The sequence below is a fragment of the Acinetobacter soli genome (assembly GCF_000760595.1).
GTDB classification, from domain to species: Bacteria; Pseudomonadota; Gammaproteobacteria; order Pseudomonadales; family Moraxellaceae; genus Acinetobacter; species Acinetobacter soli.
Genome location: NZ_BBNM01000001.1, coordinates 426,272 through 448,903 on the forward strand (window position 1 = coordinate 426,272; position 22,632 = coordinate 448,903).

Below are 22,632 nucleotides of genomic sequence, written 5' to 3' on the forward strand. Positions count from 1 at the left end.
AAGGTCATTAAAGGGAAAATGTAATTCAATGGTGCTGCTCCATCATCGTGGTCGCTGTGCCTTGAGCTGTCTGGGACTGCTGTTTGGACTGTCCGGAATAATAGTTATCCCAAATCATTCGGGGGTCGAAACTCAAGGATGCAAACATGGTCAGGACTACCACGGCGCCAAATGCAACAGCACCCGGCCCAGCCAAGATCGTGGCCAGTGATTGAATCTGAATCAGCGCGGTGAGTAAGGCCACCACAAAAACATCAATCATGGACCAACGGCCAATAAACTCAACAATCCGGTATAAAATCGAACAATGCTCAGGCGAAAAACGCCAGCGTAATGAAGATTGCATGCGTACTGCAATCAGCAGGAAAAATAGAATAAACAGTTTAAGCAGCGGAATAAAAATACTGGCCATAAAGATGACCGTCGCCACCAGATAATCACCACTTTTCCAGAAGTAAATCACCCCACTCATGATGGTGTCTTGCTGACTGCCCAATAATGAATTGGTAATGGTCATGGGCAATACGTTGGCGGGTATGTACAAAATACTTGCTGCCACAGCCAGTGCAAAGGTCCGGTTTAAACTACTGGGTTTTCGCGCATGCAATGCACTGTGGCATCGGACACACTTAGGTGTGCTCTCATCGGCGTGCGAGATGTCGACATGATTAAGTAGCCCGCAACAATGACAACGCACGAGCGAAAGTTCATGCGCTCGAGGTGGAGGCACATCGGAAACAGGACTGACCACATGCTGTTGCTGTGACTCATGTTGAGTACTCATGGCACCCTCCTGTCAATTTCATCCCACAGATCATTGATCTTAAATGATGCAATATAAACCAGTAACACACTCAGCAGTGCAAACGCCCAAAGTGCAATACCTGGAATGACCACCACCATTGCGATCAGCTTGACCAGTGTCACCAATACACCAATCAGGAATACCTCAATCATGCCCCATTCTCGAAAAAGAAACAGGGCTCTGAGCGCCACCAACAAATAAGAAGGACGCGTTTTAAATATACTCACCGAAGCCAGAACGTAAGTGAGTAACAATAAATCCAGCAAAGGAACAATAAAGGTCGTGATCAGAATGAGCACCCCCACAAATGCCCGATCAATATGAAACATCGCCATCGCGGCACCAATGAGCGTAGTCTGAGAGGAATTCCCCTGCAATTCGACCTTTACAATGGGAAAACTATTGGCAATCGCAAATACAATCAGCGCTGTGAGCACCAGCGCTAGCAAAGTGCTGAGCGACTTGCTTCGTCGATATAATTCGGCACCACAACAGTTGCAGTAAGCACGTTCACCCGCAGCCAACGTGACCTTGCGGTAAATAGCATCGCATTCTTCACACCCTGCCAATTCTGAAGGCGTAAAGGATTGTCCCTCTATAAAAATTGTCGGGCTTGATGGTAAGGCTGATGACTGCTCTGAAACATCTCGACTCATGGAGCACGTGACCCAGTATAAAATTAAAGGCGCTATGAAATAAAAGTTGTCGCTTTGATATGTAGATGACTGACGTCCTGTACAAACTTATATTTCTTTTTCTTGTCCATCTTAACCGATGATCAAAGACTTGGCACACCATTCGAACAAAAAACATAAACGATGTCGCATAACAGCTTAATTAATGTTTGGCTTTTATATTTCCCTCTATTTTTAAGGCACAAAAAAGCACATGCTTGAACTCTTCTCACATGTGCTTGTACTTATATACAGTGATGGCCTAGTTTGGTTTAAACAACACCTTGCCTTTGCGGCCACTTTGGGTTGAAAGTCGTGCCGCTTCATCGACCTGATCAAAGCTTAAAATCGCCTCGACCGGAAGTTGCAATTGTTTACTTGCCGCCAGTTGAATCAGTTCGCTCAGTAGCTCACGTTTGTGTGCTGGCTCCATGTTCTTGCTCACGACACTGGCCCAAAACCCTTTCACCACAGCCTGCTTAAAAATCAAATCACCCGAAGGTAGCTGCATTGGTTCGCCAGTCATGCTACCAAAGGACACCAAGGTGCTGTCATCGCCTAATAAGCTCAGCACTTCAGCACTGGCCTGTCCACCAATCGAATCGACACCTGCTACCAACGTATGCTCACCGAGCAGGGTTTTAACCTGTGCTTTCCAGTCATCTTGTTCGGTAGCAACCACATGCTCAATTCCGAGCGCCGTCATTTCATCGACCGCACTTTGACGACGCACCAGATTGATCACGCCAATACCACGAGATTTGGCAATCATGGCCACTGTTTTACCTACTGCGCCGTTGGCAGTGTTTTGAATCATCCATTGACCCGGCTGAATGTCAATAAAATCGAGTAACATCAGCGCGCTGATCGGCATGCCAATCAACTGTGCCGCGGTTTGATCATCAATTTCGTCTGGCAATGGCACCACACCTGCCGCTGGTGCAAGAAAGTACTCTGCCCATGTGTTATGTACAGAGGCCACCGACACACGTTGTCCAACTTGAAGATGCTCAACGCCCTCACCCAACTCATCAATCAATCCGACCGCCTCACTGCCTCCAATTGCAGGAAGTTCAGGCTTATAACCATAGCGCCCGCGTACTGTCCAGACATCGTGGTTATGAATTGGGGTGAGAATTGTTTTGATACGTACCTGTCCCGCTTTTGGCTCAGGCACAGGCGTCTCTCCCAGCTCCAGTACATCGACAGGTTCACCAAAGGTTTTATGAAGTACGCTTTGCATATAAATTTCCTAAGTTTAAACAAGAATTAAAGAAGGATGAAACGTGGCCGTATCGGCAGCGCACTTAGGCGCTACGCTGACTCAATAGTTTGAGCAAATGCTCTGCCACAGCTTCAGAACTGGCCGGATTTTGACCCGTCACCAATAAGCCTTCTTTTACGGTAAAGGACTGCCAATCTGCACCTTTTTCATAATGTGCGCCTTGGGCCTTAAATTCATCTTCAATCAAAAATGGTACAACATCAGTCAGTTGTACACCCTCTTCTTCACTGTTTGAAAAACCAGTTACATGCTTACCTTTTACAAACGAGCCGCCTTCTGGCGTTTTTACATTTTTAAGCACTGCCGGCGCATGGCATACCAAACCCAATGGTTTTTGATCTTGAGTGACCTGCTCGATCAAACGAATCGAATGCGGATCGTTGGTCAAATCCCATAGCGGGCCATGACCACCCGAGTAAAATACAGCATCGAAATCATCTGGATTGATTTGCGCCAGCGGAATAGTATTGGCAAGCTGTTGCTGTGCATCTGGATCTTCTTTAAAACGACGGGTTGAGTCGGTTTGAGCATCCGGATCGTCACTTTTTGGATCTAGCGGTGGCTGTCCACCTTGAGGAGATGCCAATACCAGCTCGGCACCTGCATCTTTAAATACATAATACGGCGAGGTAAATTCTTCTAGCCAAAAACCGGTTTTTTTGCCTGTAGAACCAAGCTGACTATGTGAGGTAAGAATGATTAAAATTTTCATTGATTATTTTTCCTGTTGGTTATGCTGACATCCCGTTAAAAGGGCTTTACTGGCATCAAGCGCCTGATAAAGAGGCGTCTTTTCTTTGTGCAGTTTGCTGAGCAATGCTGCACCCAAAAACATCTGATAAATGACCTGTGCAAGACTCTGTGCCGGTTGTACAGAAGCAATCGAGCCCTCTTTTTGCCCTTGCACAATCAAGTCCGCCATACGCGCGGTCAAACGCTTCACACCTTCATCCATAATCAGTCGCATGTCTTCAGATAAATCTGCAACTTCTGCGGCCATTTTTACAATCAGGCAAGATTCCGCCCAACTGTCTTGGGTAGAAGGATCTTCAATCCAGCATTGAAAATACGTGAGTAATTTGTCCCGTGCAGACTGCTCGCTGGCCCACAACTGATTTAAACGTATTTGATAATCGGATATGTAGTTCTTGAGTAAAGCACAACCAAAGACTTCCTTCGAATCGAAGTAATGGTAAAAAGAACCCTTTGGAACACCGCTAGTTTTTAAAATTTCTTGCAAACCCACGCCAACAAATCCTTTACGTAAGACCAAACTAAATCCGGTATCGAGGATATGTTGCCGTTTCGCTTCAGATTTTTGCGCTTGATGTGTTGTCATGACCTTCACAATAAAATAGACCAGTCGTCTATGATTATACGTCAGATTTCTTCTATGTAAAGCCAGATACTCAATGAGTCATTTAAAGTGTTGGTTCTAAAGCAAGTTTTTCTGCCAAAAATTGAATAAATACACTAAGCTTTGGCGGCAAATGTCGCGTGGGTGGATACAGTAACCATGCATCACCACTGTAATAGGTTTTAAAATACCAGTCTGGCAATACCTGAATCAGTCGACCGTCTTGCAAGGCGTGTCGTGCCACAAAATACGGCAAGCTGGCAATGCCAATATGCTTAAGTGCAGCATCTAAACGAATACCTGTATGATTGGCCGAGTAACGTCCGCTCACCTGTACCGTGATGGTTTTTGAGCCTTGCTGGAATTTCCATTTCGAATCGCTGGGCTGTTCACCCAAATAAATACATGAGTGTTGTTTTAAGTCTTGAGGTTGTTCGGGAGTGCCGTGCTCGGCTAAATATTGCGGCGTGGCGCAAAGCAGATGATTAATTTCAATCAAGCGCCGCCCCATTAACCCACCCGGCGGGTGATCGGTGATACGAATGGCTAGATCGACACCGTCATCGATAAAGTCAACATAACGATCTTCGAGCAGCATCTGGACATCAATTTTTGGATAACGCTGAAAAAACTCTGGCATATGCGGATGCAGCATAAAATGCCCCACCGCTTTCGGTACACTCATACGAACTGTACCTTGCGGCTCACTATGAAACTGCCCTGAACTTTCCATTACGGCCTGCGCAGCATTGACCATATCGAGACAATTGACATAAATCTGCTGGCCACTTTCACTTAAACGTAACTTGCGCGTTGTGCGCTGAAGCAAACGCGTGCCCAATACTTTTTCCAGACGAGAAATTGCACGGCTAATCGCAGACGGTGTAGTGCCCATCTGACGGGCTGTTTCAGAAAAACTCCCCGTTTCGACCACTTTCACAAAAATGGCCATTTCCTGCAAATAATGAATACTTTGATTTGTGCTCATGAAGCAAAAATAATTTGAATTTTTACTAGATTATCATCATCTACATGTTTTTTTACACTAAGACTTAACAAATTTTTGGGACCTTTCCGATGCTGACACACTATTGGCCTGAATTTTTAAGTTTAGCGATTGTTCACCTGCTGGCGGTGATTTTACCCGGCCCCGATTTTGCGATCAGCGTGCGTCAAAGTTTACGCTATGGCCACCTTATTGGCTGCCTGACCGCAATTGGTATTGGCATGGGAATTTCGGTGCATGTACTTTATACCTTGGTTGGGGTTGGATTTTTTATCCAAAAAAATGAGTGGCTCATGCTGCTGTTTAAATCTGCGGGTGCATTGTACCTGTGCTATCTGGGCTGGAAGCTGATTACCAGTAAATCTAGCGGCGTGATTGATCTGGAGCAGCCTGCATCTGCGCATACAAAAATGAGTAAATGGCAGGCCATCAGTACCGGATTTATGACCAATGCACTCAACCCCAAAGCCACCATTTTCTTTTTGGCTATTTTTACGACCTTAGTTAGCCCGAATACCCCCACCAATATCCAGATTTTTTATGGTGTCTGGATGTGTGTGGTGACAGCCTTATGGTTTATTTTGGTTAGCTTACTGTTTTCACGTGCCAGCATCCGTCAGGCATTTTTAAAACGTGAAACCGTAGTAGAACGCGGCATTGGTGTGGTGCTAATGGGTATGGCCATCAAACTGATCATGACCAGCGTATAGATTTAACCACGCGCTTAATCAGCATAACGATAAAACATTTAAAGAGAGACAACCCATCTCTCTTTTTTATTTCTTGGCGCATCACAAACCATTCGACCAACCATTTCACAGTCATCTGTTGCAGATTCATTCAAATTTTGGTTAAAGTTTTATCAAAATAAATACAAAAAGATGTTTTGATATGCGTAATTATGTCCACCGAAAAATTATTATTTTGATTGCCGCCTGTACGCTTAGCGTAGCAGCATGGTCTGAACCGAGCGTCAGTGATATTCGTAAAGAGGCCGAGGCTGGCAAAGCCACCGCCCAGTATCATTACGGTATGATGCATTTAAGTGGTGAACAAGGTGTTCAGCTTAATAATGCCGAAGCACTCAAGTGGCTCACTCGCGCCGATGACAATGGCAGCGTAGGCGCCAAGTACAGTCTTGGCATGTTGTATTTGGTCGGTCAGGGAGTGAAAAAAGATGAAGCACGCGCACTCGATTATTTTAAACGGGCAGCCAAGTTTGGCCATGCCAAAGCGCAATATGTAGTCGCTCATATGTATCGCGAAGGGCGAGGAACCCCACAAAATGCACAAGAAGCCTTTAACTGGATGAGTCAATCTGCACAGCAGCACTACCCGCCTGCACAATACAGCTTGGGGCAAATGTATTCTAACGGTAAAGGCGTCCAGAAAAATGATACACAAGCATTGCACTGGTACACACAAGCAGCCGAAAACGGTGAAAAAGATGCACAGTATAATTTAGGCATTATGTATTTAAATGCAGAAGGCACAGCAAAAAATCTGCCCCTTGCCAAAAAGTGGCTACAACGCGCTGCCGATGCAGGCGACCCAGATGCCAAACAGGTATTAAAAGGACTCAAATAAACATCCTGTAATACATGCTCGGAATGAGCATACCTTGCAATAAACGCAATGGAGTGATCAAAGTTTTATTTACGCTTAAGCCCAAATCACCATAATTGCGGCCACAAGCACCAGCCACAAACCCATATGGTCTGTTCTGGCGAGTTTTTCTTTAAAAAAGAAAGCTGAAATTAACAGACTAAATAAAATCTCGACCTGCCCTAACGTTTTAACAATGGCAACGGTTTGCATGCTCATGGCACTAAACCAGCCCAAAGACGCCAAAAAACTGCAAACGCTGACCTTAAAGGTTAGTCCAATTCGTTGCCACATATGATAAAGCGTTTGTCGGCTAAAGATTCCCAGATACAACAGCATGATGATGCATTGAAAACTGATCAGACTACATAGCACCCACGCAGCGCGATGTAAAAATGGCAGCATGTCAAGCTCTAAACTGGCTTCACGTACCAATAGTGATGTAATGGCAAAACACAGGCCACTTCCCAAACCAATCATGAGGGTTTTTAGCGACAATTCACTCTGCTGCCGACCTTTACTGAGTAGAAATACCGCAACCGCACCAATCGATACGCCCACCCAGCCCCATGCGGTTAGATGCTCTTGTAGAAACAATACCCCCACCAAAGCGGCCAAAATCGCTTCACTTTTGGCAAGCCCCACCCCAATGGCATAATTTTTTTGCTGAAACAATTTAACCATTAAGGCGGTGGCATAAATCTGGCTCACTCCAGCGATCACAATACACAGCCAAAATTTTGGAGAAAAGCTGACATGCGCAGTGATAGGCTGCTGATGATACAAAAAAGCAAGATAACTCAGTGCAAATACTGGCGAAAATAAAAATCGGGCCAAGGTGGTGCCATAGATATCGACACTGCCACTGAGCTGCTTTTGAAATGCATTACGCCACGCCTGCATAAATGCCGCCATCAACGTAAATAAAATCCAGACAATCGCCATAGACCCCATATGCAATTCAAAAAAACACTGTAATGTACTGGATTGTGGTCAAAGTTTCGAGCATAGTTTAAGCGTTTTAAGTCGAATTTTTAAATAACATTTGTTTTGCTGGAGTTGATCGCCCTCATAAAAAAACCTGCTTTAAGAAGCAGGTTTTTTTCGATGTTTTATAGCATGAGTAAAAAAGCTTACACTGCCTACTTAAAAACGGTCGACTGAATGCTGTACACCCAAGAAATCGAGCAAATCTTGCGCTACGCGTTCTTGTTGCGTCGCCAACACACCATGTGGCTCATCTACATACTCGATGAGTTTGGCATTCGGCAACGCTTTTTGCACCGCATGTGCGGTAATCCCAATCGGAACGGTTTTATCTGCTGTGCCATGAATCACCAGCACTGGCACGGTAAAAGCGGCCAGATCGGGTCTGAAATCTGTATAAGCAAAGGCTCTCACACAATCGACTGTGGCTTTTAAACTGGCTTGCATCGCCACTTGGGTATTCCATTTAATAAATTCATCACTGACCGCATGGCTTAGAAGGCCTACACCATAAAAATCTTTAAAGAAGTGATTAAAAAACTTTGGACGTTCATCTAAGATGCCTTCAATCATGCCTTGAAAGACTGAGCCGTCTACACCTTCAGGATGATTATCTGTTTTTAATAAAAACGGCACGACCGATGAAATTAAAGCCACCTGTTTAATATCTTTGGCTTGATGGCGACTCAAGTAACGTGCAATTTCGCCGCCTCCCATAGAGAACCCCACCAAAGTGACATTGGTGAGCTGTTTGTCTTCAATTACACCGCGTAAATCATCGGCAAAAGTATCGTAGTCATAACCCGACCATGTTTGCTCTGAACGACCAAAACCACGACGGTCATAACTCACCACACGAAAGCCAGCTTCGACCAGTTTAATCGCGATCCAGTCCCAACTGTCTGAAGACAACGGCCAACCATGAATCAGTACCACAGGCTCTCCTTGGCCCCAGTCTTTGACATATAATTTTGCTTTATTGGTTTTATTTGCAGTGTTTTCAGCGCTTATATTGTATTGATTTTCGTAAAGTGACATGTGATTTCCTTAAGTAAAGAGCATACATTGGTCTATCAATCTAAAGCTGAATGATCATTTTCGGTGAGGGTTTAATGTGTAGATTTTATACAGTACGTGAGTCTTTGTTCACGTTCGGTGAGTGCGGGAGAACAGTACCGATAATAGATTAAATTTTATACCGATATTACTTTTTAAAAAACGTCACCTTATCACTATGCTACTGATATCTTAAATTAAAATAAAATTACAAATAGAAAGAAAAATCAACGTTTTGTTGCGCGAGTGCATTATTTGTATAACAGCTTTGTACTATTGAAATATTTTGAGCAATGCTAAATTGGCAACATCATAAATAAGAACAGTACACTCATGAAAACTGAAATGACCATACAACTTCCTTCTATCATGGCAATGTGGACTTTTTTAAATGAAAACCTACATTTCAAGCTGTCTAAATATGAATTTGTTGAAGGCGGCATAAAAGTAATTGTGCAAACCAGTAAAAGTATTGCCTCGACCAAACCCAAACGTACTAAACGATTCTTTTAAGCCAAAGGCCTAATGGTGAAATAAAATTTTGTAGGCTTTGGCGTACAAAGTTTTAAGGATTTTGCGGATTGGCAGCCCAATGGTAAAGGTCTATTCTAAAGTCATACAGGAACAGGACGTTCCAAAACATAAAACAACAACAATAAGTTTAAGCATCAGGACGTGAGGTACGACAGGAGTTATACCTAGTAACGAAATACGAAAAAAGCCCGACTGGATGTCGGGCTTTTTTTTGCTTATTTGAATGATGGCTGAGTATTATCAATAAAAAATCCCGTCGGTTGACAGGGATTTTTCAAAATAGCGGATAGCTGTTTTGTATTATGCGGCTTAGGCAAGCTTACTGCTAAATTGCTTGCCAAGGCATTTGGTACACGGAGGTAGTCGATCTGTACCAATTTCTAAGTAAACGCGATGTCCGCATTGGACACAAAAATAGAAGCCTGTTCCAGGTTTTTCGCCAGCTGTAACCATTTTTGTTCTCCATATATTTTAGAAATGGTATATATACTATAGCGTGATACTTTTGATTATATATTGACCTTTCTGACAAACGGTCATGATTTAATAGCGAAGTGCAATTGTGTACGTTTTGACGTACATTATTTTAAGGATTTTGCGGATTGGCAGCCTGCTGCTCTAGGTCTATTCTAAAGTCATACAGGAACAGGACGTTCCGAAACATAAAACAACAACAATAAGTTTAAGCATCAGGACGTGAGGTACGACAGGAGTTATACCTAGTAACGAAATACGAAAAAAGCCCAACAGGATGTTGGGCTTTTTTACCATTCTGTTTATTAAATATCTGACAAATCTTCATAAATTGGATATTGAATCGATATATCCAATTCGGATTCAATAAATTCTTCACCAGAAGAAGGCAAACTATATAAAGTACTATTCAGCAAATTTATTCGTCCCCCATCTCCTATATGATACTGGGCTGAATAGCCATCACCAATTCCTCTAGATTTATGATAAATACTTAATATTCGAGTATTTGTATCAAAGTCAGCTAAACCAGCTACACATTCATCGTAATACTCACCTGTAATAACATCATCCACATCAAAGATAAATCGACGTAATTTCAAAATCTCCCATCTAGGTTGATTTTCAGATTCATCCAAATAAATGTATAAATAACCAGCTTGGTATGCATACAAACCTAAGCTGACTTCTAATAAATATTGATGATTTCCTAAATTATAAAATGTTAATCCAGATTCACTTTCAAGATTCGATGAAGAGTTTATAAAATGTTCATCATACTGTTCCCTCCATCCAATCACTTTTCTCCATAATTCTCTATCTTTTAAGCCTATGGCAGGACGAGGAAGAGTAATTGGATAAAATGGAGTATTCTCAGGTAATAAAATTAATGAATTAATTTCTAACTTTTTCAAATCATTTTCTATAAAATACTTAGCCCACTTAGAAGATCTCAATGCTGCTGCTTCATGATATTCATCATCTTTCTGGTTATTAGCATAATCACAAACACCTTTACAAACAATAGCATAGCAAAGATATGAAAAACCTTTTATAGCCTCAAAGAATGCAAATGATTCCATATCTAAAGCTAAGGTTTTTCTATCGTATTTTGATTGTAATATCTGAAAAATATCATCCTTTTCTATAACAGCAGATCCACATGCAAAGCTTGCTAAATAAACATCAAAATCATCTCTAAAAAATGCATTTAAATCTGCTTTATACTGTTTTTTTCTTTGTTTTATTAGTCCCATTATTGGAGGTAATAACTCATGCGATTGTATTTCAGGCAATAGTAATTCTTGTTTTCTTTTTCCTGTCTCGTAATCATAAACTTTTTCTGAAATTATTAAATCTCCTAACTTAACTTTGCTTTGATCTCCCGCACAAATACCTATCATAATCGCAATACTAGGGTTTATCATGTACATCATTCTAGTAACATGTGCCGCTGATGCTACTTTAGAATATTTAGGTGATACAGAAGCAAATATTTCAACTGCTTTAGACTCAATAATAACTTTCTTATGATAATAAAAGTCACCTGAAGAATTTCTATCTTCTTCCCAGTTTTCAAATTCATTTAGAAAAGGTTCTAATTCTTCTTCTAAAGCAGCAATTACTAAAACTTTCATTTTATTCTCAATAAATTATTAAATAAAAACCCCATCATTACGATAGGGCTATTTTGAATAATTTTCAATCAATTGTAGACTAAATATTAAGCCACTTGGCCTTCTAAAAAGTCTTGCGCAAAACGCTGTAATACACCACCCGCTTCATAAACAGACACTTCTTCTTCTGTATCTAAACGGCACGTTACAGGCACTTCCAGAATCTCTTCCTTACCATCCGCTGTAGCACGCTCAATCACTAAAGTTAAAGTCGAACGTGGTGCAATATTCCCAATCACGCTATATAGCTCAGTACCATCGAGATTTAAGGTTTTACGGTTCACACCTGCTTTAAACTCAAGCGGTAACACGCCCATACCTACAAGGTTAGTGCGGTGAATACGCTCGAAGCCTTCGGCTACAATCGCTTCTACACCGGCAAGGCGTACACCTTTTGCAGCCCAGTCACGGCTAGACCCCTGGCCATAATCTGCACCCGCAACAATGATTAAAGGTTGCTTACGGTTCATGTAGGTTTCAATGGCTTCCCACATCCGCATCACTTCGCCTTCCGGCTCGACACGCGCTTTTGAACCCTGCTTAATGGTACCGTCGGAGCGTACCACCATTTCATTAAACAATTTCGGGTTGGCAAAAGTGGCACGTTGTGCGGTTAAGTGGTCGCCACGGTGGGTTGCATAAGAGTTGAAGTCTTCTTCTGGTACGCCCATTTTATGCAAGTATTCACCTGCTGCCGAATCCATCATAATCGCATTTGAAGGCGATAAATGGTCGGTGGTGATGTTATCACCCAAGATTGCCAGCGGACGCATATTGGTCAAAGTGCGTGGTGCAGCCAGCGCGCCTTCCCAATATGGCGGACGGCGAATATAGGTACTTTGTGGGCGCCAGTTGTACAGTGGGCTTTCGGCTTGTTCAACCTCACCCAGATCAAACATAGGAATATACACTTTACGGAACTGTTCAGGCTTAACCGCCTCTTTAACCAGTGCATCTATTTCGGCATCGGATGGCCAGATGTCTTTAAGGTAAATGGCGTTGCCGTTTTGGTCGGTGCCGAGTGCATCTTTTTCGATGTCAAAACGAATGGTGCCGGCAATCGCATACGCCACCACGAGCGGTGGAGATGCCAAAAAGGCCTGCTTTGCATATGGATGAATACGCCCGTCGAAGTTACGGTTGCCCGAAAGTACAGCCGTTGCGTACAAATCGCGGTCGATAATTTCTTGCTGAATATTAGGATCAAGCGCGCCAGACATCCCGTTACACGTGGTACAGGCATAGGCCACAATACCAAAACCGAGTTGCTCTAAGTCTTTGAGTACGCCCGCTTCTTCTAGGTAAAGCGCTGCCGCTTTTGATCCCGGTGCAAAAGAAGATTTTACCCAAGGCTTACGAACTAAACCTAACTCGTTGGCCTTACGTGCGAGTAGCCCTGCGGCCACGGTATTACGTGGGTTTGAGGTATTGGTACAAGAGGTAATCGCCGCAATGATGACGGCGCCATCTGGCATCAAGCCTTCTGCTTCTTGTGCTTTGGCTATATCTAAATTGCCTGCAATGCCTTTTGCTGCCAAGTCGGAGGTTGAAACACGGGCATGCGGATTAGATGGGCCTGCAATGTTGCGTGTAACAGTGGATAAATCAAAACGAAGTACGCGCGGGTATTCGGCTTGAGTCATTTCAGATGCCCAAAGACCAATTTCTTTTGCATATTGCTCAACCAATGCCACTTGAGCATCTTCACGGCCTGTCAGGCGCAAATAGTCGATGGTGTTCTGGTCGATATAAAACATGGCTGCGGTGGCGCCATATTCTGGTGTCATGTTTGAAATGGTGGCACGGTCACCCACCGACATGCTGTCGGCTCCCTCGCCAAAAAACTCCAGATATGCCCCAACCACGCGTTCTTTTCGTAAAAATTCAGTTAAAGCCAGTACGATATCGGTCGCGGTAATGCCGGCCTGACGCTGCCCGACCAGCTCGACGCCAATGATATCGGGCAAACGCATCCAAGAAGCACGGCCCAGCATCACGTTCTCTGCTTCCAAGCCACCGACACCTATCGAAATAACACCCAATGCATCGGTATGTGGAGTATGTGAATCGGTGCCGACACAGGTATCTGGATAAGCTACACCATCACGTGCCTGAACCACTGGCGACATTTTTTCCAGATTGATCTGGTGCATGATGCCGTTTCCGGCAGGAATGACATCGACATTTTTAAATGCCGTTTTGGTCCATTCGATAAAATGAAAACGGTCTTCATTACGACGGTCTTCAATCGCGCGATTTTTCTCAAAGGCATCGGGATCGAATCCGCCATATTCGACCGCAAGCGAATGGTCGACAATCAGTTGCGTCGGCACCACTGGATTCACTTTAGACGGATCGCCACCTTTATCTGCAATAGCATCCCGCAGGCCCGCAAGATCAACCAGCGCGGTTTGACCTAAAATATCATGACAGACCACACGCGCCGGATACCAAGGAAAATCTAGATCCTGACGGCGTTCGATCAACTGCTTTAAATAATCGGTCAGATGCGCAGGATCTGTTTTACGAACCAACTGCTCGGCCAGCACTTTTGAGGTATAAGGCAATGTCTGGTAAGCACCTGGCTGAATATCTTCAACGGCTTGACGCACGTCGTAATAGTCCAGCGGAGTATCGCCAAGTGCAGCATTCGGCAACGGTTTACGATATGGATTTGACATTAGCCACGCTCCGCCAACGGTTTAAATTCGAGATTTTCTGGGCCGGTATAGTTTGCACTTGGACGAATAATCTTGCCGTCTTGACGCTGCTCGATCACGTGCGCCGACCACCCTGCGGTACGTGCAATCACGAATAATGGTGTAAACATGGCTGTTGGCACACCCATCAGGTGGTAACTTACCGCGCTAAACCAGTCGAGATTTGGAAACATGTTTTTTACTTCTTTCATCACGGCTTCCAAACGCTCCGCGATCAAATACATCTTGGTGTTTTGCTGGGACTGCGCCAAATCGTAGGCCACTTTTTTAATCACTTCATTACGCGGGTCAGACACGGTATAAACCGGATGACCAAATCCGATCACCACTTCTTTCTTCTCTACACGGCTTCGAATGTCTGCCTCAGCTTCGTCTGCATTGTCATAACGTTGCTGAATCACAAAGGCCACTTCATTGGCACCGCCGTGTTTAGGGCCACGTAGTGCGCCAATTCCACCGGTAATGGCCGAGTACATATCTGAACCTGTACCGGCGACTACGCGTGAGGTAAAGGTAGATGCATTAAACTCGTGCTCTGCATACAAAATGAGTGAGGTGTGCATGGCCTGAATCCATTCTTCAGATGGTTTTTCGCCATGCAACAAGTGTAGGAAATGCGCTGCGATTGAGTCGTCGTCGGTTTCGACCTCAATACGGCGCCCATTGTTACTAAAGTGATACCAGTACAACAGCATCGAACCGAGGCTGGCCATCAGTTTATCGGCAATGTCTTTTGCGCCGGCTTCGTTATGGTCTTCATGTTCTGGGGTTAAACAGCCCAATACCGACACGCCCGTACGCATCACATCCATGGGGTGAGCAGACGGCGGAAGCTGTTCAAGTGCGGTTTTGAGTGCTGCCGGTAAGCCCCGAAGTGCCTTTAATTTGGCTTTATACGCTTTAAGCTCAGCTTGATTTGGTAATTTGCCATGTACCAGCAGGTGTGCCACTTCTTCAAACTGGCTGCCTACGGCGAGATCTAAAATGTCATAGCCACGATAATGCAAGTCGTTACCGCTACGACCGACGGTACAGAGCGCGGTGTTGCCTGCCACTTGTCCGCTAAGTGCAACTGATTTTTTTGGTTTAAAGCCTGTTGTTGTTTCATTTGAGCTCATAAGATTGTCCTTTCCTATCGATCTGAATTTATTTATTAGGCACGATGGAGTCGTACCATTTTCACTTCTTATTTCGAGATTAACCACTTCGCCTTGTGCCTCATCAGAGCTTTAATCGCTTTAAAAGCAGTGCAAGGCCGTCCAATGTAGCTGCATCCATACCGCCCTCACGATAGCCAAGACCATCATTTCCACTTCTTTTCAAAGAGGGCTTATTTATTTCTTTTTCGCAAATGCGTTGTCTAAATAGTCTTCAAATGCATAGTAGTTAATGCGTTCATACAGCTCTTTACGCGTTTGCATGATGTCGACCACATTCTTTTGTGTGCCTTCTTTACGCAAGGTTTCATAAACCGTTTCGGCTGCCTTGTTCATGGCACGAAATGCAGAAAGCGGATACAACGCAAGGCTGACATCGGCTGAGGCCAATTCATCGGTGGTAAATAGTGGCGTAGAACCAAACTCGGTAATATTGGCCAAAATGGGTGCACCAGTCGCCTGTGCAAATTGCTTATACATTGCAAGCTCGGTAATCGCTTCTGGAAATAGCATGTCTGCACCGGCTTCGATATACGCGCCTGCACGATCAATCGCAGCCTGTAAACCATCGACAGCCAATGCATCGGTACGTGCCATAATCACAAAATTTTCATCGGTCCGTGCATCGACTGCCGCTTTAATCCGGTCGACCATTTCTTCTTGGCTCACAATCGCTTTATTTGGACGATGACCACAACGCTTGGCACCAACCTGATCTTCAATGTGCATGGCGGCAGCACCAAATTTAATCAGTGATTTGGTGGTACGGGCAATATTAAATGCTGAAGCGCCAAAGCCTGTATCGGCATCGACCAGCAAAGGCAAATCGCATACATCCGTAATACGGCGCACATCGATCAGTACATCATCTAAATTGCTAATACCTAAATCGGGTAAACCAAGCGAACCCGCCGCAACCCCACCACCCGACAAATAAATGGCTTTATAGCCTGCACGTTTGGCCAATAAGGCATGGTTGGCATTGATTGCACCCACCACCTGTAATGGGCGTTCACTGGCGACTGCATCTCTAAATTTTTGTCCTGCTGATACTGTAGACATGTGCTAGTCTCTCTCCCTGTCAATTAAATAAAATGTTGTTCGATATTGCGATACGATGCTGCGATATGCCGGCGCATCAGAAGTTCTGCCAGTTCAGCATCTCCTTCGGCAATCGCGTTTAAAATATGTAAATGTTCAGACAGTGCTCTGTGCGGACGATTCGGGGTTTTGGAATACTGCACCCGATACATTCGAATTAAATGATAGAGTTCATCGCAGAGCATTTTTTCCAAGGTTTTGTTGCCACAATTTTTAATAATGCAGTAATGAAAATCGTCTTGGCCTTCTTGTAAATAGTAGCCCTTACCTTCTTTGAAATCGGGATCTTGCGCGTGCAGATGCAATACGTCACGCAAATTTAAGATTTGCTGTTTGTCGATGCTTTGCGCGGCTAGTCGGCAAGCCAGACCTTCTAGGTTTTCACGAATCTGATAGAGCTCTCGCAATTGCTGATGTGACAGCGATACCACCCGCGCGCCTACGTGTGCGGTGCGCTCGACCAATTTTTGTCCTTCTAGCCGATGAATGGCTTCTCGCAACGGCCCGCGGCTGATGCCATAAACACGTGCCAATTCTGGCTCCGAAATTTTACTGCCCGCTGCGATTTCACCACTGACAATCGCCGATTGAATTTTTTTAAAAATCTGATCGGTCAGGGTTTCTTGTGTACTTGTGCGCGCGGCTGGCTCAAGAAGTTCGGTCATGATGATGTCAACAATTACGACGATGCTGTTGTTAAAATACGCACAGATATCGAAAATTGCAATCACATTGTCGACAATATAAAAAACTCACGCGTTTACTTTTTTAGCATTAAAACCATTAATTAATTGAAAATAATTAATTTATTTAAATAAACTGAATATCAACTTATCTTTTAGACTTAAGTCGAAGTTCGCAAAGTGTAAACAGTTTGGCGGATGTGATTACTTTTCTAAGCCTATACATGTAGAGGTGTATATGCCATGAGCTTAGTGGCATCTTAAAAAACAGCACCACCTAAAAGACTTCTTATAGGTGGTGCTGTACTTTTTTAACTTGTTTTGAAATAAATGCTGTCGTGTTTTTCGATAATTAATCCTCAATTGAGCGTGGCTTTGGGGCGCGCTTAAACACGTGTAGAGTCATTACTTCGCCAAATGTGCCTTGATTTTGTCTTTCACTGCTTCGGTCGAAATACCATAGCGGTCATGCAAGGTGGGTAGCGCGCCTGCATCTAAAAAGGCATCTGGCAGCCCAATCATATCAAAATGCGGATGCTGACCATGTTTAAGCAGCAAAGCACCTACCGCTTCTCCAAGCCCACCTACCAGCGAATGATTTTCTGCGGTTAGTACCGGGCGCCCGCCTTGAGCCACTTCCTGCAAAATGGTGTCTTCATCGAGTGGCTTGATGGTTGGTACGTGCAGCACTGCCACGTCTATCCCTTCTTGCGCCAAAGCTTCGGCGGCTTCAAGGGCACGCATGGTCAGTAAGCCTGTAGAGATGATTAACAAATCTTTGCCGGGCTTAATCACTTGCGCCTTGCCAAGTTTAAACTCGTAATTGTATTTATCGAGTACTAGAGGCACTTGACCACGCAATAAACGCATATAAACTGGCCCTTTATGCGCTGCAATCTGAGGAATGGCCTGCTCGATTTCCAGCGCATCGCATGGATCGATCACCATCAAGTTCGGCATTGCGCGAAAAATCGCGATATCGTCGGTAGCCTGATGGCTAGGCCCATAACCTGTGGTCAGGCCCGGTAGAGCCGCGACAATCTTGACGTTTAAATTATCTTCTGCAATCGCCATACAGATAAAGTCGTAAGCACGGCGCGATGCAAACACCGCATAGGTGGTTGCAAAAGGAACAAAGCCTTCACGTGCCATACCTGCGGCTGCACTCATTAAGAGTTGTTCAGCCATACCCATCTGAAAAAATTTATCCGGATTTTCTTTGGCAAAAATGTGCAGATCGGTGTATTTCGACAAATCGGCCGATAATCCGACAATATCGTCGCGCTCTTTTGCGAGTGCATTAAGGGCATGACCAAATGGCGCTGGCTTAGTAGGTTGTCCTTCCGCAGCAATTGAAGCAATCATGGCTGAGGTAGTAAGTTTTTTCTTTGGCGGATGTGTTAACTGGCTCATCAGAAATGCTCCTTATTGACCATAATGCGTCAAAATATTTAATGCTTGATCCCACTCGTGTTCATCGACACGAATAAAGTGAGTTTTTTCACGGCTTTCCAGAAACGATACGCCTTTGCCCATTTTGGTGTCACAAATAATTACTCGTGGGCGCTGTCCGGTATGCTGTTTGGCTTGATCAAACGCATTGAGCAAGGCAGGTACATCATTGCCATCAACACGCTGGGTAAACCAGCCAAAGGCTTCCCATCGATCTACAATCGGCTCGAATGCCAGAATTTCACTTGAATGGCCGTCAGCTTGCTGATTATTGACATCAACAATTGCAATTAGGTTGTCGAGTTTCCAGTGTGAAGCCGACATCACCGCTTCCCAAGTTGAGCCTTCGTTTAATTCACCATCGGAGAGCAGGTTATACACAAAAGCATCGGATTTTTTTTGCTTGAGTGCCAAGCAAGCCCCCACTGCAATGCCCAAACCGTGTCCGAGCGAGCCACCGGTAATTTCCATACCGGGCGTGTAAGAGGCCATGCCGGACATTGGTAAACGGCTGTCATCAGCTCCATAGCTTTCCAGCTCGTCGAGAGGCACAATTTTGGCCTCGATCAGCGCGGCATAAAGTGCAATTGCATAGTGACCAATCGAAAGATAAAAACGGTCACGACCTTCCCATTCCGGATTTTCAGGTTGATACTTCATGGCATGAAAATATGCCACAGCAAGTAAATCGGCTGCACCCAGTGCCTGCCCTACGTATCCTTGCCCTTGTACCTGCCCCATACGCAATGCGTGCTGGCGAATGTTATAGGCGCGTTGATGAAGTTCGGCAATTTGCCCAGCGCGATCGATATTTAACATTGTCATTTTCTTTCCTTTTTAACGATTGACCAGTTTTGCTGGAACACGAGACACCAAGGTCGCACCGAACAACAGAACCGCGGTTATAATGAACATGCCGATGGCATTGGATCCCGTATTAGTCGTTATCCAACCGATCAGATACGGTGAGCAAAATCCGGCAAGATTGGCAAAACTGTTGACTGCTGCAATACCAGCTGCGGCAGATACGCCACCTAAAAAGTTGGTAGGCAACATCCAGAACAATGATGATGCAGTCAGAACACCTGAAGCCGCGATACAGAGGAAAATCAATGAAACGGTCAGGTTAGAGACAAACAGAGTGGCCAGTGTCAAGGCTGCCGCACCTGCACACATCGGTATGATCAAATGCCAACGGCGTTCTCTAAAATGGTCACCACTGCGGCCCGCCATAAGCATTACAAAAATGGCACACATATACGGTAAGCTGGTGAGTAATCCGATATGCCAGTTATCGCTGATTCCGGAGTTACGAATGAGTGTGGGTAGCCAGAAGGTAATGGCGTACTGTCCCATCACCACACAGAAATAAATACCCGCCAATAACCATAATCGACGGTCACGAACAAAATCTTTGATGCTGCCGTGGCCTTCTTTGTGCTGGTTATCTTCGGCAATTTCTTTTTTAACCAGACTTTTTTCGTCGTCTGTTAACCAGTTGGCATCATTGACCGAGTCTTTAAGTATTGCTAAAACCAGAAGCCCAACCACAACCGTGGGAATGGCTTCAAGTACAAACATCCACTGCCAGCCGTGCCAACCACGCACATTGTTCATCTGGTCCATAATCAAGCCCGAGATCGGACCGCCAATCATGCCCGAGATCGGAATGGCGATAAACCAAAGTACGGTCATGCGGGCACGTCGGTACGATGGAAACCAGTACGTGAGATAAAGGAGTAATCCCGGTGCCAGTCCGGCTTCTGCTACGCCCAGTAGAAAGCGCAAGGTATAAAACTGCCATTCTGTTTGTACAAAGGCGAAACAACCCGACAAAATGCCCCACGTAATCATGATGCGGGCAATCCAGCGGCGTGCACCGACTTTATGTAAAACGATATTGCTGGGCACTTCACATAAAAAATAACCGAGAAAAAAGATTCCTGCACCTAAACCGTATACCGCTTCACTAAATTGCAAATCGTTCATCATTTGCAGTTTGGCAAAACCGACATTAACGCGATCGAGGTAAGCACAGAAATAACACAACATTAAAAATGGCATCAGCCGAAACGCAATTTTTCGATACGCAGATTTACGCACTGCATCCGATTCTTGAAAATAAACCGTATCCATTACTTGAGTCCCTGTATATGTGGCCACGCTATCCTCGTGTGGCCGTTACTCTATTTTAATTTTTGGTTTAAACCATTAGTGAATGAGCATCCCGCCATTGACATCTAATGTCACACCCGTGAGATAGGCCGACAAATCGCTGGCTAAAAATAGCGCAGCATTGGCCACATCTTGCGCTTTACCTAAACGGCCTAGTGGAATTCCGGCCAAAATATCATGGCGACGATCATCATTCATGAGTCCACCCGTGATATCGGTTTGGATGAGTCCGGGCGTAAGTGAATTAACGCGAATATTATCTGCACCAAACTCGCGCGCCATCGCTTTGGCCAACCCCAGCACGCCTGCTTTGGCTGCACTGTAATGTGGTCCGCCAAAAATACCGCCGCCACGCTGTGCCGATACCGATGACAGGCATACAATACTCCCGCCTCCACTGGCTTTCATGGATGGGATAACCGCTTGAGACATGATTAATGTGCCGCGTAAACTCACATCGAGCACGCGATCGTAATCATTACGTTGAATATCGAGTGTTTTGATGGGCTGAGTAATTCCGGCATTATTCACCAAAATATCGATTTTTCCAAAATGCTGAATTGCCGCATCGACTGCCGCTTTGGCCTGCTCTTCATTGGCCACGTTTGCCGCAAGCCCAAGATGACCTTCGCCCAGTGCCTGCGCAGCGTGCTGGCTTTGTTCAAGATCTAAATCGACCACCACCACTTTGGCGCCTTGCTGTGCAAAAATTTCTGCTGTTGCACGCCCAATACCTCGTGCAGATGCTGCACCAGTAATTAACGCCACTTTTCCTTGTAGTAACATGCTCAATCCTCTTCGTTTAACTTTATTTGTGTGCTTTTGCGCTAGATTCGCTCTTTTCAGTGCAGGCAGCAATACGATAGAATTCAGCAAGGCATGAAAAAAATTCATGCCTAAACATAATCAAAGCAGAATAAAACGCAAAAACCGGACAGAACTATGGATAGCCGTGAAAACAATTTTAATCAGATTCCGTCCATCAAAACCCTTCAGGCTTTTGAGCAAACAGCACGGCTAGGTAATGTGGCCAAAGCAGCAGACAATCTAAATTTAACGCCTTCGGCAGTGAGTCATCAGATTGCCAAACTAGAAGACATGATTGGACAAAGCCTGTTTATTCGCGGCGCACGCGGTGTCACGCTGACCCCGTCTGGAGAACGCTACTTTCACGAAGTGACCACCATTTTGCACAATCTGATGCTTGCCACAGAAAAAGCGGCAGATAAAAGCCCTAAAGACAGCCTGTATATTCACTCATCGCCGAGCTTTGGTTTGCTGTGGTTGTTGCCACGGCTTGAGGCGTTTAAAGAAAAATTTCCGATGCTACAGGTAAATCTGTCGTGCTCGTACGAAAACCTGCACTTTACCCGAGATAAAATTGATATCGATATTCGGCATGGTTTACCGAACTGGACGGGGGTCGAAATCAGAACCATTCGGAATGAACAGCTTGAGGTACTGGCCTCACCCAAACTTTTGACGAGAAGCCCGGTATACGAACCCAAAGATTTGCTTAAAAAGGAGCTAATTTTGTCGCGCTCGACACTGGTGACTTGGCCGCAGTGGTTTGCCCATCAGGGTTTGAGTATTCCTGAATTTCCTTATACCTTTAGTTTTGACCGCTCTTATATGTCGCTTGAAGCGGCGACACATGGCTTGGGATTCGTGCTGGAAAGTAACTTACTCACTCAAAATTATCTGGATTCGGGCAAATTAGTGCGTGTTTTTCCCGATTCACTCTCTATTCCAGTTTCGGCACATCATCTGGTTTATCCGCGCACGCACCAATTTATTCCCAAAATCGAGATGTTTTTAAACTGGATTCAGGACGAGTTATTTTCGCAGAATCACATTCAATCCGACACGGTGTAAATTTAAGGTT

The 22,632-nt window shown here is 44.7% G+C and carries 22 protein-coding genes; 4 read left to right on the top strand and 18 right to left on the bottom strand.

Going from position 1 to position 22,632, the window contains the following annotated elements; all coding sequences use genetic code 11:
• Nucleotides 1–25: 25 nt before the first annotated feature.
• The 6 genes from Aso01_RS02025 to Aso01_RS02050 all read right to left on the bottom strand — a co-directional run bounded on the left by Aso01_RS02025 (nt 26) and on the right by Aso01_RS02050 (nt 5,109).
• Nucleotides 26–784, bottom strand: coding sequence for a paraquat-inducible protein A (locus Aso01_RS02025; protein ID WP_004939626.1), 759 nt, complete (start codon nt 782–784; stop codon nt 26–28).
• A complete protein-coding gene (locus Aso01_RS02030; RefSeq protein WP_004939629.1) occupies nt 781–1,461 on the bottom strand; it encodes a paraquat-inducible protein A in 681 nt (226 codons plus the stop codon). Before Aso01_RS02030 ends, Aso01_RS02025 begins: the two co-directional genes overlap by 4 nt.
• Nucleotides 1,462–1,741: 280 nt before the next feature.
• On the bottom strand, nt 1,742–2,722 hold the full coding sequence (locus tag Aso01_RS02035) for a zinc-binding dehydrogenase (protein WP_004939634.1): 981 nt from the start codon (nt 2,720–2,722) through the stop codon (nt 1,742–1,744).
• A gap of 64 nt (nt 2,723–2,786) precedes the next feature.
• The gene (locus Aso01_RS02040) at nt 2,787–3,476 is read right to left on the bottom strand and encodes a type 1 glutamine amidotransferase domain-containing protein (RefSeq protein ID WP_004939637.1); all 690 of its coding nucleotides are present in this window, start codon (nt 3,474–3,476) and stop codon (nt 2,787–2,789) included.
• Nucleotides 3,477–3,479: 3 nt separating this feature from the next.
• Nucleotides 3,480–4,103, bottom strand: coding sequence for a TetR/AcrR family transcriptional regulator (locus Aso01_RS02045; RefSeq protein WP_004939640.1), 624 nt, complete (start codon nt 4,101–4,103; stop codon nt 3,480–3,482).
• Nucleotides 4,104–4,185: 82 nt separating this feature from the next.
• Nucleotides 4,186–5,109 (bottom strand): LysR family transcriptional regulator, encoded by a 924-nt coding sequence (locus tag Aso01_RS02050; RefSeq protein WP_004939642.1) that lies wholly within the window; start codon nt 5,107–5,109, stop codon nt 4,186–4,188.
• 89 nt (nt 5,110–5,198) lie between these two features.
• Between Aso01_RS02050 and Aso01_RS02055 the strand changes: the two genes are divergently transcribed.
• Entirely contained in the window at nt 5,199–5,837 is a 639-nt protein-coding gene (locus Aso01_RS02055) for a LysE family translocator (protein WP_004939646.1), read from the top strand.
• A 181-nt stretch (nt 5,838–6,018) separates the two neighbouring features.
• Nucleotides 6,019–6,714: a tetratricopeptide repeat protein gene (locus tag Aso01_RS02060; protein WP_004939650.1), complete on the top strand. Its 696-nt coding sequence runs from the start codon at nt 6,019–6,021 to the stop codon at nt 6,712–6,714.
• A 75-nt stretch (nt 6,715–6,789) separates the two neighbouring features.
• Here Aso01_RS02060 and Aso01_RS02065 read toward each other — a convergent pair whose 3' ends face one another.
• Nucleotides 6,790–7,677: a DMT family transporter gene (locus tag Aso01_RS02065; protein WP_004939654.1), complete on the bottom strand. Its 888-nt coding sequence runs from the start codon at nt 7,675–7,677 to the stop codon at nt 6,790–6,792.
• 201 nt (nt 7,678–7,878) lie between these two features.
• Nucleotides 7,879–8,757, bottom strand: coding sequence for an alpha/beta fold hydrolase (locus Aso01_RS02070; protein ID WP_004939657.1), 879 nt, complete (start codon nt 8,755–8,757; stop codon nt 7,879–7,881).
• Between the two features lie 363 nt (nt 8,758–9,120).
• Between Aso01_RS02070 and Aso01_RS02075 the strand changes: the two genes are divergently transcribed.
• A complete protein-coding gene (locus Aso01_RS02075; RefSeq protein ID WP_228127985.1) occupies nt 9,121–9,288 on the top strand; it encodes a hypothetical protein in 168 nt (55 codons plus the stop codon).
• Nucleotides 9,289–9,618: 330 nt separating this feature from the next.
• Here the strand turns inward: Aso01_RS02075 and Aso01_RS02080 are convergent, their stop codons facing one another.
• From Aso01_RS02080 to Aso01_RS02125, 10 genes are all read right to left on the bottom strand, one after another.
• Nucleotides 9,619–9,762, bottom strand: a complete 144-nt coding sequence (locus Aso01_RS02080) for a zinc ribbon-containing protein (protein WP_004939665.1) — start codon at nt 9,760–9,762, stop codon at nt 9,619–9,621.
• Between the two features lie 326 nt (nt 9,763–10,088).
• Nucleotides 10,089–11,420: a phosphorylase family protein gene (locus Aso01_RS02085; protein ID WP_004939670.1), complete on the bottom strand. Its 1,332-nt coding sequence runs from the start codon at nt 11,418–11,420 to the stop codon at nt 10,089–10,091.
• A gap of 86 nt (nt 11,421–11,506) precedes the next feature.
• The gene (gene acnD / locus Aso01_RS02090; RefSeq protein WP_004939671.1) at nt 11,507–14,140 is read right to left on the bottom strand and encodes a Fe/S-dependent 2-methylisocitrate dehydratase AcnD; all 2,634 of its coding nucleotides are present in this window, start codon (nt 14,138–14,140) and stop codon (nt 11,507–11,509) included.
• The gene (prpC, locus tag Aso01_RS02095; RefSeq protein WP_004929159.1) at nt 14,140–15,297 is read right to left on the bottom strand and encodes a bifunctional 2-methylcitrate synthase/citrate synthase; all 1,158 of its coding nucleotides are present in this window, start codon (nt 15,295–15,297) and stop codon (nt 14,140–14,142) included. The genes acnD and prpC overlap by 1 nt, the downstream gene beginning before the upstream one ends.
• Nucleotides 15,298–15,513: 216 nt before the next feature.
• Complete coding sequence (prpB, locus tag Aso01_RS02100) at nt 15,514–16,398, bottom strand: methylisocitrate lyase (RefSeq protein ID WP_004929161.1); 885 nt, start codon at nt 16,396–16,398, stop codon at nt 15,514–15,516.
• 23 nt (nt 16,399–16,421) lie between these two features.
• Nucleotides 16,422–17,102: a GntR family transcriptional regulator gene (locus Aso01_RS02105; protein ID WP_004939675.1), complete on the bottom strand. Its 681-nt coding sequence runs from the start codon at nt 17,100–17,102 to the stop codon at nt 16,422–16,424.
• Nucleotides 17,103–17,525: 423 nt separating this feature from the next.
• Nucleotides 17,526–18,533, bottom strand: coding sequence for a transketolase family protein (locus Aso01_RS02110; protein ID WP_004939678.1), 1,008 nt, complete (start codon nt 18,531–18,533; stop codon nt 17,526–17,528).
• A gap of 12 nt (nt 18,534–18,545) precedes the next feature.
• Nucleotides 18,546–19,391 carry a transketolase gene (locus Aso01_RS02115; RefSeq protein ID WP_155757073.1) on the bottom strand — a complete coding sequence of 282 codons (846 nt, stop codon included), beginning with the start codon at nt 19,389–19,391 and terminating at the stop codon, nt 18,546–18,548.
• Between the two features lie 18 nt (nt 19,392–19,409).
• A complete protein-coding gene (locus Aso01_RS02120) occupies nt 19,410–20,708 on the bottom strand; it encodes an MFS transporter (RefSeq protein ID WP_039910004.1) in 1,299 nt (432 codons plus the stop codon).
• A gap of 75 nt (nt 20,709–20,783) precedes the next feature.
• A complete protein-coding gene (locus tag Aso01_RS02125) occupies nt 20,784–21,533 on the bottom strand; it encodes an SDR family NAD(P)-dependent oxidoreductase (RefSeq protein WP_004939687.1) in 750 nt (249 codons plus the stop codon).
• A gap of 186 nt (nt 21,534–21,719) precedes the next feature.
• Between Aso01_RS02125 and Aso01_RS02130 the strand changes: the two genes are divergently transcribed.
• A complete protein-coding gene (locus Aso01_RS02130; RefSeq protein ID WP_151765490.1) occupies nt 21,720–22,622 on the top strand; it encodes a LysR substrate-binding domain-containing protein in 903 nt (300 codons plus the stop codon).
• Nucleotides 22,623–22,632 lie beyond the last annotated feature (10 nt).